Source organism: Pseudomonas sp. NFPP07 (assembly GCF_900115645.1).
In the GTDB taxonomy this organism is placed as follows: domain Bacteria; phylum Pseudomonadota; class Gammaproteobacteria; order Pseudomonadales; family Pseudomonadaceae; genus Aquipseudomonas; species Aquipseudomonas chlororaphis.
Window position 1 is genome coordinate 533489 of record NZ_FOXG01000002.1, and the last position, 13796, is coordinate 547284.

Sequence of the window (13796 nt, forward strand, 5' to 3'; positions counted from 1 at the left end):
TCCCGGCATGCCCTTTGCTTTGCAAGACCTGAGGAATACGGACGTTAATAAACCTTAGCGAACGGCCTGCCAGTGGTCTGGAGATGCGAACTAATCCCGATCCCGGCCGGTCAATGACTGCACGATACAATCAGGCGGTGACGCACATGGATAACCCCTTTCAACTGATTACCGATGCCTTCGCCCCGGAATACCGGGTCAACCTGAGCATCCAGGGCCTGGACGGCAGCATCATGCTGACCCTGTCCAAGGCCGGCCGGGTCGTAGCCAAGCGCATGATCAGCGCCGAGCAGCGCAACGATCCGCAGCGGCTCAAGCGCCTGGTGCAAAGCATTCAGTTCGGTATCGCCATCGAGCAGGGCCACAGTGCCATGGCCATCCTCGAAGCCATGACCAACAGCGACAGCTTCAAGCTGCCGCTGCCGGCCACCAAGGGCCGGCCGCCCCTGAGCGTGGCGATTTAAAGCTCGCCCTTCTCGACTTCCGGGTGCTCGCTGGAACCCGCGCCGACTTTGCGTTGCGGGTGTTCGATCTTCACCGAGGGGAACTGCGATGAGGCGTAGCGCACCACCAGGATCGAGAACGCCAGCAGCAGGATACCGCCGCACAGGTAGATGATCCCCAGGTCCGGCGGGTTGTGGTGCGACACGTTGGAGATCAGCAGGCGGGTCAGCGCGGTGATCGCCACGTAGATCAGGAAGCGCACCGGCATGTGGTTGGTCTTGAAGTAGATGCCGACCATGGCGCCCAGTTCGAGGTAGATGAACAGCAGGAGAATGTCATCGATCTTGATATGACCTTCTTCGAGCATCCCGAGAAACTCCATCACCGCCGCCCAGGCCGTCACCGCGCCGATGGCGAACAGCGCCAGGTAGTGAAAGGTCTCGACGAACAGGTTGCCCAGGGACTCGGCCAACTGATGGACGTTCTGCCGCAGTTTCTCGGCCCAATTGATTTTCACGATGGTTTTTCCTTAGGTCGACTCGACCGGATGATGCGGGTTGGACGTGACGGTTGTTCTGCATGCAGAAAAAAGGCCAGCGTCGGGGGTGAGATGGTGGCTGATGCAGACAAGGCACGTTCAGGCCGGCGGCAAATCTGTAGGAGCGAGCTTGCTGGCGATAGCGTCTGTTCAGACAAGGTGCTGAATGGCCGCTGCGCGGATCGCGGGCAAGCTCGCTCCTACAGGGGGGCTGACAAACCCGGAAACCCGTCTAGATTAAAAAGCCACTATTCAAAGCAGCAGGATTCGCTTATTCTTCGCACCTGTATATAAATACAGTAGTAGCAAATACCCATTATCGTGAAGGCATGTGAGGTGGTGAATGGCCGTCGAAGTGGTATACCGCAGCAGCCGAGATCTGGAGCGCTTGTTCATGGATAAAGCCGAAGCTGACCGTCATGACAAAATGCTCGAACTGGCTGAATTGCTGGCGCAAGTGTTGCAAAAAGCCGTGCCGTCCCTGAGTGAGCAGCAGGTGGAAGAAGCCGGGATCTACATGGCGAAGAACCGCGATGTGTTCGCCAAGGCTTTCAAGAGCCAGCCGGACGCCCTGTCCGAACTGCTCAGCGCGCCGGTTGCGGCGGCCGAGCCAGAAGCTCCGCTGGCAGCGCCGGAAGCCGCGGAACCCGCAGCACCGGCCAAGCCCGCCAAGGCGAGCAAAGCCGCCAAGTAAGCAGGCTCGAATTGAACAGGCCCTGGGTTAGCGCCCAGGGCCTTTTTCATGCCTGTGGAAAACTAAGGGTCCGTACGAAAAGTCGGCGAGCGAAGGTCAGGCAAGGCAAAAATAGGCGAGGAACGGCCGGGGTCGCGTTCGACTGTAGGGACCTACATGAGCATTCCGATCGGACTCGCGCACGAGCCTGTTTCTGCGTAACGCCGCAGGCGTCTAGCGCGCAGCATGGCCCGCGTAGCGCCGAAGGCGCCCAGCGCGCAGCCACTTTTCGTACAGACCCTAGGGTTGCTCCAGCGCCTCTACCAGCGCCTTGAAGAAGCGCGCCGCCTCGCCGCCGGTCACCACCCGATGATCGAAGGTCAGGGACAGCGGCAGCAGCGGATGCACCACCACCGCGCCGTTCAGGGCCACCGGTTCGTCGCGGATCACCCCGGCGGCGAGGATCGCCACTTGCGGCGGCACCACCACCGGGTTGGCGTAACGGCCGAACAGGGTGCCGAAGTTGGACAGGGTCAGGGTCGCGCCCATCATCTCCTGGGGCGGAATCGAGCGTGCCTGCACGTCGGCGCGCAGGCGCGTCACCCCGGCCTTGAGGTCCGCCGCGTCGCGCTGGCCGACATTGCGCAGCACCGGCACGAACAGGCCGTCGGGGGTGTCCACGGCAATGCCCAGGTCGAGGTGCTGGTGCTGCTTGATCGACAGGCTCTTGCCATCGAACGCGCTGTTGAGCACCGGTTCCACCGCGCAGGCCGCCGCCAGCGCCTTGGCCAGGCGGATCAACGGATCGCGGGCCTGACCCCAGCGGTGCAGGTCGGCATCGCCATAAATCGTCACCGGCACCACCTCGGCGTGGGAGCGAGCCATATTCAGCGCCATGCTCCGGCGTACCCCGCGCAGCCGGTCGCCGCCGAACCGCTCGCGCGCCTGCTGCGCGGCGTTTTCCACATCGCCGCGGCTGATCAGCCCGTCCTTGGCCGAACCGCTCAAGGCATTCACGTCCACGCCCAATTGCCGGGCCAGTTGGCGCACCGCCGGCGTGGCGCGGACCGCCATATGCTCGCGGGTCGAAGGCGCGGCGCCGACAAAAAACCGGTCTTCCTGGCTGGCCCCGCCACCTTCGAGGCGCCCGACCACGGTGCCGGCATCCGCCTCGCCTTCGTAGCCGAGCAAGGGTTCGCCGACATGCAGGATGTCGCCCGGCGCGCCATAGGTTTTCGCCACCACGCCGTCATAGGGCGCGGGAATGTCCACCAGGGCCTTGGCGGTTTCCACCGACACCAGCAACTGATCGGCCTTGACCGTATCGCCGGCCCTGACGTGCCATTCGACAATCTCCGCTTCCTGCAGGCCTTCGCCCAGATCGGGCAGTTTGAAATATTTCATCGCAGCCTCCTCAGGCGAAGTTCAGGGTGCTGTCGCAGGCGTGAAGAATGTCTTCGACGCCGGGGATGTACAGCGACTCCAGGCGATACAGCGGCGGTGGAATGTCCGGCGCGGTGACCCGCAGGATCGGCGCCTGCAACTCCAGCAACACCCGCTCGTAAAGGCTGGCGGCGATTTCCGCGCCGACGCCGCAGGTGCGTGGCGCCTCGTGCACGATCACGCAGCGTCCGGTCTTGCGCACCGAGGCTTCCAGGGTGTCGAGGTCCAGCGGCTTGATGCAGGCGACGTCGATTACCTCCGCCGACACGCCCTGCTCGGCCAGCGCGCTGGCGGCCTGCAAAGTCTCGACGATGCTCGCGCCCCAGCTGACCAGGGTGATGTCGCTGCCTTCGCGCAGGGTGAAACAACTGTCCAGCGGCAGGCGCTTGCCGTCGTCCACCAACGGTTGCGGGTTCATGCGGTAGAGGCGGGTCGGCTCGAGGAACAGCACCGGGTCGGGATCGTCGATGGCCGCCAGCAGCAGGCCGTAGGCCCGCGCCGGCGAGGACGGCACCAGCACCCGCAGCCCCGGAATATGGGCGAACAAGGCTTCGGTGCTTTCACTGTGATGTTCCGGTGCGCGAATGCCCGCGCCCATGGGCGTGCGCAACACCATCGGGCAGGTGATGCGTCCGCGGGTGCGGTTGCGCATGCGACTGGCATGGGACACCAGGTGCTCCATGGTCGCGTAGATAAAGCCCATGAACTGGATTTCCACCACCGGTTTCAGGCCCTGGGCGGCCATGCCCACGACCAGCCCACCAAGCATGGTTTCAGCCAGCGGCGAGTCGATCACCCGCTTGAAGCCAAAACTGTCGCGCAGCCCCAGGGTGGCGCGGAACACCCCACCGTTCACGCCGACGTCCTCCCCCAGGACAATCACGTTCTCGTCCTCGGCCATGGCCCGGTGCAACGCCAGGTTCACCGCTTCCAGCAGGCTGAATGTGCCGTTACTCATGGTCCGCACCTCCCGCACGCCGCGCCAGCCGTTCGAGGAACACCTCGCGCTGTTCGGCCAGGGCCGCCGGCCACTGTGCGTAGACATGGTCCAGTACCGACTCGGGGGCCTGGGTGCCCGCCGCCTCGAAGTTATCCACAGCACGCTGCACCAGCGCCTGGCATTCCACCATCAGCGCCTGCTCGCGGTTTCCGTCCCAGACGCCCTCCCCGACCATGAAGCGTTGCAGGCGCTTGACCGGCTCTTCCAGCCAGGCCTGCTTGACCTCATCCGCGGCCCGATAGCGCGTGGCATCGTCGGCGGTGGTGTGGTCGCCCAGGCGATAGCTCAGGCACTCCAGCAGCACCGGTCCCTTGCCATGCCGGGCACGCTCCAGGGCGGCCTGCACCCGGTCGTACACCGCGAGCATGTCGTTGCCATCGACCTGCTCGCCGTGGAAGCCGGCGCCGATGGCCTTCTGTGCCAGGGTCGGCGCGCCGCACTGGATGCGTCGCGGCACCGAGATCGCCCACTGGTTGTTGTTGACCACGAACACCACCGGCAACTGCCAGGTGCCCGCCACGTTGAGGGCTTCGAGGAAGTCGCCCTTGCTGGTGGCGCCGTCGCCACAGGTGGTCACCACCACACGGTGCTCGCCACGGATCTTGAACGCGCTGGCCACGCCGCAGGCATGCAGGGCCTGGGTGGCGATCGGCACACAGATGGGGAAATCCTCGGCCACCGCCGGGTCGGCGAAATCGCTGCCGCGCTCGTCGCCGCCCCAGTACAGCAGGATCTCCTCCATGCGCACCCCGCGCATCAGTTGCACGGCGGTGTCGCGGTAATAGGGCACCAGCACGTCTTCGGGCCGCATCAGGCTGCCGATGGCCACGCCAATGGCTTCCTGGCCGAGGGTCGGCGCATAGGTGCCGATGCGTCCGGTACGTTGCAGGGCCACGGCTTTCTGGTCGAACAGGCGGGTCAGGACCATCTGCCGGTAGAGCCGGGTCAGCAGATTGAAGTCGTCGGCCCAGGCCGGCAGGTCGCCGAGCAACTGGCCGTCCGGGGACAAATAGCGGGTATAGGGAAGTGCAACCTTGTGCGGCATCACATGGCTCCTGGCACGCCGGGTCAGCGTGCAGTTGTTGCGCCCCGCGCTTGTGGCTCGGGGCTTACAGGGCGAAATGGCCGGGTAAGGCCCTCGCGCCTAGCGGTACAGCACGCGCTCCGCCAAGTCGTCGGCCACCCGCGCCGGGGAGCGCTTTTCAGCCTGGGCGTGAGCGAAGACTTCGGTGAGCCGCTGGCTGATCTTCGACAGGTGGGCGGTGATGGTCGCCAGGTCTTCACCGCGATGCTTGAGCGAAACGTAGATCAGCCCGCCGGCGTTGATCACGTAGTCCGGCGCGTAGAGGATGCCGCGGTTTTCCAGCTGGTCGGCGACCTGCAGGTTGGTCAGCTGGTTGTTCGCCGAGCCAGCCACCGCCGAGCAGCGCAGTTGCGCCACGCTGTGGCTGTTGAGCACGCCGCCCAGCCCGCAGGGCGCAAGGATGTCGCACGGGGTGCTGAGCAAGGCTTCGTTGGCGATCGGATGGGCGCCCAGTTGCTCCATGGCCAGTTGCACCTTGCCGGAATCGATATCGCTGACCAGCAATTCGGCGCCCGCGGCATGTAGCTGTTCGGCGAGGGCGAAGCCGACATTGCCCAGGCCCTGGATCGCCACCCGCAAGCCTTCGAGGTTGTCGCTGCCCAGGCGGGCCATGGCGGTGGCGCGGATGCCGGCGAACACCCCCATGGCGGCATGCGGCGCCGGGTCGCCGGAGGCGGTGGTGCTGGTGACGTGCTGGGTGGTTTGGGCGATGCAGTCCATGTCGGCGACCGAGGTGCCGCTGTCGATGGCGGTGATGTAGCGGCCATCGAGTTGCTCGACGCAGCGCCCGAAGGCTTCGAACAAGGCGGCGCGGCTTTCGACGTGTGGCGGACGGATGATTACCGCCTTGCCGCCGCCGTGGGGCAAGCCGGCCAGGGCGGCCTTGTAGCTCATGCCCTGGGCCAGGCGCACGGCATCGACCACGGCACTTTCGTCGTCGGGGTAGGCAAGGTAACGACAGCCTCCCAAGGCAGGCCCCAGGCGGCTGCTATGAATGGCAATCACCGCCTTCAACCCGGTGGCCGGGTCGACGCTCAGGTGCAGCGATTCAAGGCGAGTGCTTTGCATGAGAGCGAACATCGTCGGGCTCCCGAATCACTTCTTGTAGTCGCCAGTATAGGCTTGTGCATGAAAATTGCTGGAGCGCGCGGGAATAAGCCCGGTGCCTTTCCGGGCTTTAGGAAATAACCTGCTACGGCATGTGTGCGGCACTGGACGAACGCCCGCGACGGGGCTAAAACGAGGCATTCGCCGGAGATTTCGATGAACCCGCGTCAAGCTTTTTTCGCCTGCCTGCAACAGTCCCCGCCCGCCCTTTTCGAGGCGGCGCTGTGGATCGCCGCCGAGCACGACAAAGAGGTGGCGCCCGAGCAGTTGCTACAGGACTTCAAGGAGCTGCAACAGCGGGTCAGCGCAGGCTTGCCGCTGCTGCCGGTCAGCGAACTGGGCCAGCCGCTGCTGCGGCGCATGAACGACCTGGGGTTCCAGCAGGACGAGTTCTTGCCGCTGCGCCCGCAGGCGGCGCTGCTGGACAAGGTGCTGCACACCCGGCGCGGGCAACCGCTGGCGCTGGGGCTGATCGCCCTGGAGCTGGCGCGGCGCCTGGAAATCCCCATGGTCGGGGTCAACTTCCCCGGGCACTTTCTATTGCGCGTGCCCGGTGCCGATCACCTGCTCGACCCTTGCGGCGGGCGCCGCCTGTACCCCAACGACTGCCGTGAGCTGCTGGAGCGCCAGTACGGGCCGAACATCAAGCTGGCCGCCGAGCACCTGGCCACGGCCAGCCCGCAGCAGATGCTCCAGCGCCTGTCGCGCAACCTGCGCCAGTTGCACCTGAGCCACGACGACCACCTCAATGCGCTGATCGATGCCGAGCGGGTCCTGGAACTGGGCAATGGCAGCGCCTCCGACTACCTCGCCCGCGCCAGCCTCTACCAGCACCTGGACTGTCCCAACGCCGAACGCTTCGACCTGGAGCACGCCCTGCTGCTCAGCGAAGACCCGATCCAGCGCCTGCGCCTGACCGAACGCCTGGGGCACCTGCCGCCCAATACCATCGTGCACTGATGGGGCGCTCTGCCTCCCATGCCACAATGCCCGGCGACAACTCTCCGTTTGCTTCAAGGATGAACAGCATGAACAGCGCCGAACGCTTTCTTCAGGACTTTCACCAACGTCGCCCCGGCACCACGCCGCCGGCTTTTTCCGGGCTGAGCCTGCCGGGGCGCGGTTCATCCTACGAGATGCTGGCAGCCACGCTCGCCGCCGCTCAGCCTCGTGCACGGGTGCTGGACCTGGGCTGCGGCGATGGTTTCCTGCTGGATCTGCTGGCCAGGAAGTATCCCGGTGCCCGGTTGACCGGCGTGGACATGAGCGCAACCGAACTGCAGGCGGCCCGCACCCGCCTCGCGGAGCGCAGCGTGCTGCTCAATGAGCGGGCCCAGTGCCTGTCGATGGCCACCGGCAGCGTCGATGCCGTGGTATCGCACCTGGCCCTGATGCTCATGAGCGATATCGAACAGGTGCTGGGGGAAATCCATCGGGTCCTGGCCAAGGGCGGGCAACTCTCGGCCATCGTCAGCCGGGCCTTTCTGTTGGGCGAACCGGGCCAGCACTACTTGCAGGCCTTTTGCACCGCCGCCCGACGCGACCAGCTCCGTCCCCTGCCCCTGGTGGATCCCCGTACTCAGTCACGGCGTGGATGGCGGGCGCTGTTGGACCACAGCTTCACCTCGCTGCACTTCGAGGAACTGGACCTTGAGTGGACGCCCACCTTCGAGGAACTCTGGGACTCGTTGGCAGAAACCTACGACCTGGATCGCCTGACACCCGCCAATCGCGCGTTGATGAAGAGCGAACTGCGCACGGCCACACAACCCTTGCTGCGGGCGGACGGCACGCTGCTGACCGGCTGGGGGTTGCTGCTGATCCAGGCCAGGGCGGCATGACAGCCCCGTCCGGGCTCTGGCAGGATGCTCGGCTCACACCAGGGAATGGGCACAGCATGCTGATCAGAAAAGCTCATGGCGACGACGCGCAACGCGTCTTCGTCATTCGCAACCAAGCCATCAACCACCAGTGCAGCGGCCATTACCCCGCCGCCGACCTGCAGGTCTGGACCGCCGGCAGCCTGGGGGACTACTTCATCGAAGTCCTGGAGAAGACCGGGCACGTAGCCGTCATCGACGACCAGATCGCCGCCAGCGGCATGCTCGATCCGGAGTCGGGGCAGGTCGATGCGGTGTTTGTCGATCCGGCGTACATGGGCCGCGGGATCGGCCGGCAGATGATGGACTACCTCGAACAGCTGGCACTGCAGGCCGGCCTGCCGCACCTGATCCTGGACTCGACCCTGAACGCCGCAGACTTCTATCGCCACTGTGGCTTCGTCGGCGAGCAGGTTGCCCAGTACCATTCGCCCCGGGGCCTGACCCTGGCCTGCGTGCCGATGATTAAGCATCTGGCACGCTGAGCCCGCGCTCGTTCAGGGTTTGAGCGGCGCCTGCAGTTCTGGGGCAGGCCCCGCGCCTGCCGAAGACGCCTCGGACGGCGAGCGCACCTGGATGATCAGCAGCGCCGCAATCACCGCCGGAATCGCGCAGAAGAAAAAGATCTGCTGCACCGGGATGTGCATCGCCAGCAGCAGGCTGCCCAACAGCGGGCCGAGGATCGAGCCGAAGCGGCCGACGCCCAGGGCCCAGCCGGTGCCGGTGGCGCGGACATGGGCCGGGTAGAAGTTGCTGGCGAAGGCGTTGAGGGTCAGCTGGCCGCCGATGATGCAGAAGCCGGCGGCGAAGACGAAGGCCACCAGGTAACGCGGATTATCGTGGTTCAGGCCCAACAACAGGGTGCACAGCGCCGCCCCGGCCAGCACCGCCGAGAGCAGCCGTACCTTGCGTTGCAGGCGGTCGGCGAACCAGGCCATGCAGATCGCCCCCAGGGTGCCGGCGAACAGGAACATCGAGGTCACCAGGTTCGCTTCGTTCAATCCCAGGCCACTTTCCAGCAGCAGCGACGGCAACCAGCTGATCATGAAATACAGCAGGATCAGGCTGACGAAAAAGGTCGACCAGATCAGCAGCGTCGGGCGCGCATAACCGTGGCGGAACAGCTCGATCACCGTGAGCTTGCTGCCCTGCCCGGCTTGGTTCTGCGCGGCCGAGGCGGCCGGTGGTTGCCAGTCCGGCAACATGCGCGCGGTGACCCTGCGCAGGCGCGCATAAGGCGGCTGATCGCGCAGCAGGCGCGGCAGCGATTCGGGGAGGAACCAGGCCAGGAAGGGAAACAGCAGCAACGGCGTGACGCCGCCGGCGAGGAATACCGCCTGCCAGCCGAAGCGGTCGATGAAACCCGCGGCGACAAAACCGCCGGCCGCGCCGCCGAAAGAGAAACCGCAGGCGGCCAGGGTCACCATCAGGGTGCGCAGGCGGGGTGGCGAATATTCCGACATCAGCGCCATGGCACTGGGCATCGCCCCGCCCATGCCGATGCCGCAGATAAAACGCGCGACCATCAGGCTGTTCAGCGAATCGGCGAACACCATCATCACCGTGAGGCTGGCGTAGATCAGCACGCAGGCCAGCAGGATCCGCCGCACGCCAAACCGGTCCGCCAGCGGCGTCACCGCCAGCGAGCCCAGGGTCAGGCCCAGCAGGTTGGCACTGAACACCGGGCCGAACGCGGCCTTTTCCAGGCCCCAGTCCTGGGCCAGGGCCGGCACCACATAACCCAGCACCTGGGCGTCGTAGCCGTCGGTGACCAGCAACAGGGCCAGGAGCAGAAGAAGCAACCACTGATAACGCGACACCGGACGGGCGTCGAGCGCCGCCCGAAAGCTGGCAATCTGATTGTGCATCGCAAGGTACCTGCTGTTTTTTATGGTTATGGAAGCCGGCAGACCGTCATTGCTCTTGGGCGGCAAGGATCGGTCTTGTGTACGTCTTCAGGCGCGGGAGCACGCTGCTCCCGCGGACCTGTCCCCTGTAGCCGCTGCCGCAGGCTGCGATGGTCCGGGCCACGCTGGTCGCGGGACCGCCAGCGCCCTCAGGAGCGGCGCCCGCTGCGCGGTCGTGCGCAGCCTCGCGTTGCTCGGCAGCGGCTACAGGAGTAAACCCACGCAACGCGATCGATGTAGCCGCTGCCGCAGGCTGCGATCGCCTCAAAGAGGCGTGGACCTTCAGACCGCTGAAGGCTTTCGGCCTTATCGCAGCCTGCGGCAGCGGCTACACAGGTCAGGCGGGCGTATCGGGCTGGTTGGCCGGATGGGCCTTCTGGAACGCCGGATGTTCGGCGGCCAGGGCGGCGACCCGGCGAATCCGCGGGTAGGCGTCCAATGGCACCTTGAAGCGCTCGGCCGCGTACAGCTGGGGAATCAGGAAGGTGTCGGCCAGCCCCGGTTGCTCGCCAAAGCAATACCCCTGCTCGCCGATCAACTGCTCGACCGCCGCCAGGCCGTTGCTGATCCAGTGGCCGATCCACTCCAGCACCCGGGCCTCGTCGTAGCCCCACTGGCGCAGCAGGTTCTGCGTGCTGGAGTTGTGCAGCGGATGGATATCGCAGCCGATCAGCAACGCCACCGCCCGTTCGTGGGCGCGGGCCGCCAGCTCCTGGGAGAGCAGCGGCACCTGTGGATAACGTTCTTCCAGGTATTCGACGATGGCCAGCGACTGGATCAGCAGCTCGCCGTCATCGGTGCGCAAGGCCGGCACGCGGCCTTGCGGGTTGATCTGCAGGTATTGCGGCTGGCGGTTCGCACCGCCGCCGGCCGCCAGCAGGTTGACCGGCAGCGCCTGGTAGTCCAGGCCCTTGAGCGCCAGCGCGATGCGCACCCGGTAGGAGGCGGTCGAACGGTAGTAGGTATAGAGCTCCATGACGCGCACCTCTTCTTAACGGGCAGGCAGGATTTTGCCGCGGCATTCGCCGAAACCGATGGACGCGAAACCCTCGCGGCGGCAGCGGCCGCGCAGGATGATTTCATCACCGTCCTCAAGAAATTTACGCACTTCGCCGGACGCCAGTTCGATCGGTTTCTTACCGCCTTCGGTGATTTCCAGCAGGCTGCCGAACTGGTTGCTTTGCGGGCCCGACAGGGTGCCCGAACCGAACAGGTCGCCGGCCTGCAACTGGCAGCCGTTGACGCTGTGGTGGGCGACCATCTGCGCCACGGTCCAGTACATGTACTGGGTATTGCTCAGGGTCAGGCGGTGGGCCGGCAGGCCTTGCTCGCGCATCGCTTCGGTGAGCAGCAGCACTTCCAGCTCGATGTCGAAACCACCGGCGGCCTGGTCGCGCTTGTCCAGCAGGTACGGCAGCGGCTGCGGGTCGCCTTCGGGACGTGGCGTCTGGGCGCGGCGGAACGGCTCCAGGGCCTCGGCCGTCACCACCCAGGGCGAGATGCTGGTGATGAAGCTTTTCGACAGGAACGGGCCCAGCGGCTGGTATTCCCAGGCCTGGATATCCCGCGCCGACCAGTCGTTGAGCAGGCAGAAACCGGCGATGTGCTCGGCGGCGTCGCCAATGGCGATCGGCTCGCCCAGCTCATTGCCCTGGCCGATCCAGATGCCCAGCTCCAGTTCGTAGTCCAGCCGGGCGCATGGGCCGAAGGTCGGCTCGCTCTGGCCGGCGGGCAGGGTCTGGCCCTTGGGCCGGCGTACATCAGCACCGGAAGTACGGATGGTGGAAGCGCGGCCGTGGTAACCGATCGGCACGTATTTGTAGTTCGGCAGCAGCGGGTTGTCCGGGCGGAACAGCTTGCCGACGTTCTGCGCGTGCTCGATGCCGACATAGAAGTCGGTGTAGTCATTGATCCTTGCCGGCAGGTGCATCTGGCAATCGGCGGCCAGGGGCAGCAGCTTTGCGCCCTGGGCCTCGACCTTGCCACGCAGGCTGCTGCCTTCGCCGAGCAATTCCAGCAGGCGCTCGCGCAGGGCCACGCGGGCCGGACGGCCCAGTTCGAAAAAGGCATTCAACTGGCCGCCACGGGTGGCTTGCGCCGCGGCCTTGGCCGGGCCCTCGAACAACCCGGCGTCGAGCGCCGCTTCCAGGTCGAAGATGTGCTCGCCGATGGCCACGCCGCTACGTGGCGCCGCCCCCTTGTGACTGAACACCCCCAGCGGCAGGTTCTGCAGCGGGAAGTCGGCGTGATCGTTGGCGGAGGCAACCCAGCTGCGGGTGATGGTTGGCTGATTCATGGGTTATTTCCGATTCGGGTTGAAGGTGGCGGGCAACGAGGCCCAGCAAGCATCGTAGTCGTTCTGCAATTGCGGGCACTGCAGGGCGAACTGGCTCGGACGCAGCACCTGGCTGGTCTCGAACATGAAGGCCATGGTGTTGTCGATCTTGGCTGGTTGCAGCTCGGCGTTGATGGCCTTGGTGCAGCTTTCGCCATCCGGACCGTGGGCGCTCATGCAGCTGTGCAGCGAAGCGCCGCCGGGCACGAAGCCTTCGGCCTTGGCATCGTAGGCGCCCTGGATCAGGCCCATGTATTCGTTCATCAGGTTGCGGTGGAACCACGGCGGACGGAAGGTGTTCTCGGCCACCATCCAGCGCGGCGGGAAGATCACGAAGTCGAGGTTGGCCAGGCCGTGCACGCTGGTGGGCGAGGTCAGCACGGTAAAAATCGACGGGTCCGGATGGTCGAAGCTGACGGTGCCAATGGTGTTGAAACGGCGCAGGTCATATTTGTACGGCACGTTGTTGCCGTGCCAGGCCACCACGTTCAGGGGCGAATGATCCAGCTCGCAGCCCCACAGCTCGCCGAGGAATTTCTGCATCAACGTAGTGGGCTGCTTGAGGTCTTCGTAACAGGCGACCGGGGTCAGGAAGTCCCGCGGGTTGGCCAGGCCGTTGCTGCCGATAGGCCCCAGGTCGGGCAGGCGCAGGGGCGCGCCGTGGTTTTCGGCTATATAGCCGCGCGCCTGCGGGTCGAGCAGTTCGACGCGGAATTTCAGGCCGCGGGGCAATACCGCGATCTCCAGCGGCTCGACCTCCAGCACCCCAAGCTCGGTGGCGATGCGCAGGCGGCCCTGTTCGGGTACCAGCAGCAACTCACCGTCGGCGTTGAAGAACACCCGCTCCATGGAGCGGTTGGCGCGGTAGGTGTAGATGCTGATCCCGGCGGGTTTCTGCGCTGCCGAGTTGGCGACCATGTTCACCAGGCCGTCGATGAAATCAGTGGGCTCGCTGGGGATCTCCAACGGGTTCCAGCGCAGCCGGTTGGGGGTGATCTCACCCAGCGGCCCGCCCGCCAGCTGGCGATCCAGCTTGACGAAGGCCGGGTGGTTGGCCGATGGCTGGATGCGGTACATCCAGGTGCGCCGCGCTTCGCTGCGGGCCATGGTGAAGGCCGTGCCGGAGAAGAGTTCGGTGTAGAGGCCGTAAGGGGCTTTTTGCGGGGAGTTCTGACCGACGGGCAAGGCGCCTGGCAGGGCCTCGCTGGAAAACTGGTTGCCGAAGCCCGACTGGTACGCAAGCCCGGACGCCGTGGAATCGAGGTTCATGGAGCCTCCTGGAAGTGGAGTTGGCAGCGGCCTGCGACTCCATGGGGAGAGCTCTCGGCACGCCAGCGTTATTTTTATCGTAATTCAATTACGGATAACGTAATTTGATTGGTATT

The 13796-nt window shown here is 65.4% G+C and carries 13 protein-coding genes and 1 pseudogene; 5 read left to right on the top strand and 9 right to left on the bottom strand.

Annotation, left to right across the window (positions count from 1 at the left end; genetic code table 11):
* The first annotated feature begins 146 nt into the window (after nucleotides 1–146).
* Nucleotides 147–464, top strand: coding sequence for a DUF3509 domain-containing protein (locus tag BM019_RS07480; RefSeq protein WP_092417959.1), 318 nt, complete (start codon nucleotides 147–149; stop codon nucleotides 462–464).
* Here BM019_RS07480 and BM019_RS07485 read toward each other — a convergent pair.
* Entirely contained in the window at nucleotides 461–961 is a 501-nt protein-coding gene (locus tag BM019_RS07485) for a phosphate-starvation-inducible protein PsiE (protein WP_009042237.1), read from the bottom strand. The genes BM019_RS07480 and BM019_RS07485 overlap by 4 nt on opposite strands.
* Before the next feature lie 364 nt (nucleotides 962–1325).
* Between BM019_RS07485 and BM019_RS07490 the strand changes: the two are divergent.
* Nucleotides 1326–1565 (top strand): annotated as a pseudogene (locus BM019_RS07490) (YebG family protein); the annotation flags it as partial.
* A 390-nt stretch (nucleotides 1566–1955) separates the two neighbouring features.
* Here the strand turns inward: BM019_RS07490 and BM019_RS07495 are convergent.
* The 4 genes from BM019_RS07495 to BM019_RS07510 form a co-directional block, all read right to left on the bottom strand.
* A complete protein-coding gene (locus BM019_RS07495; RefSeq protein ID WP_092417960.1) occupies nucleotides 1956–3059 on the bottom strand; it encodes a dihydrolipoamide acetyltransferase family protein in 1104 nt (367 codons plus the stop codon).
* A gap of 10 nt (nucleotides 3060–3069) precedes the next feature.
* On the bottom strand, nucleotides 3070–4056 hold the full coding sequence (locus BM019_RS07500; RefSeq protein ID WP_053259683.1) for an alpha-ketoacid dehydrogenase subunit beta: 987 nt from the start codon (nucleotides 4054–4056) through the stop codon (nucleotides 3070–3072).
* The gene (pdhA, locus tag BM019_RS07505; RefSeq protein WP_175510594.1) at nucleotides 4049–5146 is read right to left on the bottom strand and encodes a pyruvate dehydrogenase (acetyl-transferring) E1 component subunit alpha; all 1098 of its coding nucleotides are present in this window, start codon (nucleotides 5144–5146) and stop codon (nucleotides 4049–4051) included. Before pdhA ends, BM019_RS07500 begins: the two co-directional genes overlap by 8 nt.
* Before the next feature lie 96 nt (nucleotides 5147–5242).
* A complete protein-coding gene (locus BM019_RS07510; RefSeq protein WP_007932382.1) occupies nucleotides 5243–6262 on the bottom strand; it encodes a Leu/Phe/Val dehydrogenase in 1020 nt (339 codons plus the stop codon).
* Nucleotides 6263–6445: 183 nt separating this feature from the next.
* Here BM019_RS07510 and BM019_RS07515 point away from each other — a divergent pair, with 183 nt between their 5' ends.
* The 3 genes from BM019_RS07515 to BM019_RS07525 all read left to right on the top strand — a co-directional run bounded on the left by BM019_RS07515 (nucleotide 6446) and on the right by BM019_RS07525 (nucleotide 8654).
* Nucleotides 6446–7249, top strand: a complete 804-nt coding sequence (locus BM019_RS07515) for a SirB1 family protein (protein WP_009042234.1) — start codon at nucleotides 6446–6448, stop codon at nucleotides 7247–7249.
* Between the two features lie 68 nt (nucleotides 7250–7317).
* Nucleotides 7318–8130 (top strand): class I SAM-dependent methyltransferase, encoded by an 813-nt coding sequence (locus BM019_RS07520; protein WP_175510596.1) that lies wholly within the window; start codon nucleotides 7318–7320, stop codon nucleotides 8128–8130.
* A gap of 56 nt (nucleotides 8131–8186) precedes the next feature.
* Entirely contained in the window at nucleotides 8187–8654 is a 468-nt protein-coding gene (locus BM019_RS07525) for a GNAT family N-acetyltransferase (RefSeq protein WP_092417963.1), read from the top strand.
* Nucleotides 8655–8666: 12 nt separating this feature from the next.
* Here the strand turns inward: BM019_RS07525 and BM019_RS07530 are convergent, their stop codons facing one another.
* From BM019_RS07530 to hmgA, 4 genes are all read right to left on the bottom strand, one after another.
* On the bottom strand, nucleotides 8667–10037 hold the full coding sequence (locus BM019_RS07530; RefSeq protein ID WP_092417964.1) for an MFS transporter: 1371 nt from the start codon (nucleotides 10035–10037) through the stop codon (nucleotides 8667–8669).
* 376 nt (nucleotides 10038–10413) lie between these two features.
* Nucleotides 10414–11052, bottom strand: coding sequence for a maleylacetoacetate isomerase (gene maiA / locus BM019_RS07535; protein ID WP_092417965.1), 639 nt, complete (start codon nucleotides 11050–11052; stop codon nucleotides 10414–10416).
* Between the two features lie 15 nt (nucleotides 11053–11067).
* Nucleotides 11068–12372, bottom strand: a complete 1305-nt coding sequence (fahA, locus tag BM019_RS07540; RefSeq protein ID WP_092417966.1) for a fumarylacetoacetase — start codon at nucleotides 12370–12372, stop codon at nucleotides 11068–11070.
* A gap of 3 nt (nucleotides 12373–12375) precedes the next feature.
* The gene (hmgA, locus tag BM019_RS07545; RefSeq protein WP_092417967.1) at nucleotides 12376–13680 is read right to left on the bottom strand and encodes a homogentisate 1,2-dioxygenase; all 1305 of its coding nucleotides are present in this window, start codon (nucleotides 13678–13680) and stop codon (nucleotides 12376–12378) included.
* Nucleotides 13681–13796: the final 116 nt, after the last annotated feature.

Coding starts and splice junctions, on each gene's coding strand:
- BM019_RS07480 (WP_092417959.1), top strand. CDS start 147: ATGGATAACCCCTTTCAACTGATTACCGATGCCTTCGCCCCGGAATAC.
- BM019_RS07495 (WP_092417960.1), bottom strand. CDS start 3,059: ATGAAATATTTCAAACTGCCCGATCTGGGCGAAGGCCTGCAGGAAGCG.
- BM019_RS07500 (WP_053259683.1), bottom strand. CDS start 4,056: ATGAGTAACGGCACATTCAGCCTGCTGGAAGCGGTGAACCTGGCGTTG.
- BM019_RS07510 (WP_007932382.1), bottom strand. CDS start 6,262: ATGTTCGCTCTCATGCAAAGCACTCGCCTTGAATCGCTGCACCTGAGC.
- BM019_RS07515 (WP_009042234.1), top strand. CDS start 6,446: ATGAACCCGCGTCAAGCTTTTTTCGCCTGCCTGCAACAGTCCCCGCCC.
- BM019_RS07520 (WP_175510596.1), top strand. CDS start 7,318: ATGAACAGCGCCGAACGCTTTCTTCAGGACTTTCACCAACGTCGCCCC.
- BM019_RS07525 (WP_092417963.1), top strand. CDS start 8,187: ATGCTGATCAGAAAAGCTCATGGCGACGACGCGCAACGCGTCTTCGTC.
- BM019_RS07530 (WP_092417964.1), bottom strand. CDS start 10,037: ATGCACAATCAGATTGCCAGCTTTCGGGCGGCGCTCGACGCCCGTCCG.
- maiA (WP_092417965.1), bottom strand. CDS start 11,052: ATGGAGCTCTATACCTACTACCGTTCGACCGCCTCCTACCGGGTGCGC.
- fahA (WP_092417966.1), bottom strand. CDS start 12,372: ATGAATCAGCCAACCATCACCCGCAGCTGGGTTGCCTCCGCCAACGAT.
- hmgA (WP_092417967.1), bottom strand. CDS start 13,680: ATGAACCTCGATTCCACGGCGTCCGGGCTTGCGTACCAGTCGGGCTTC.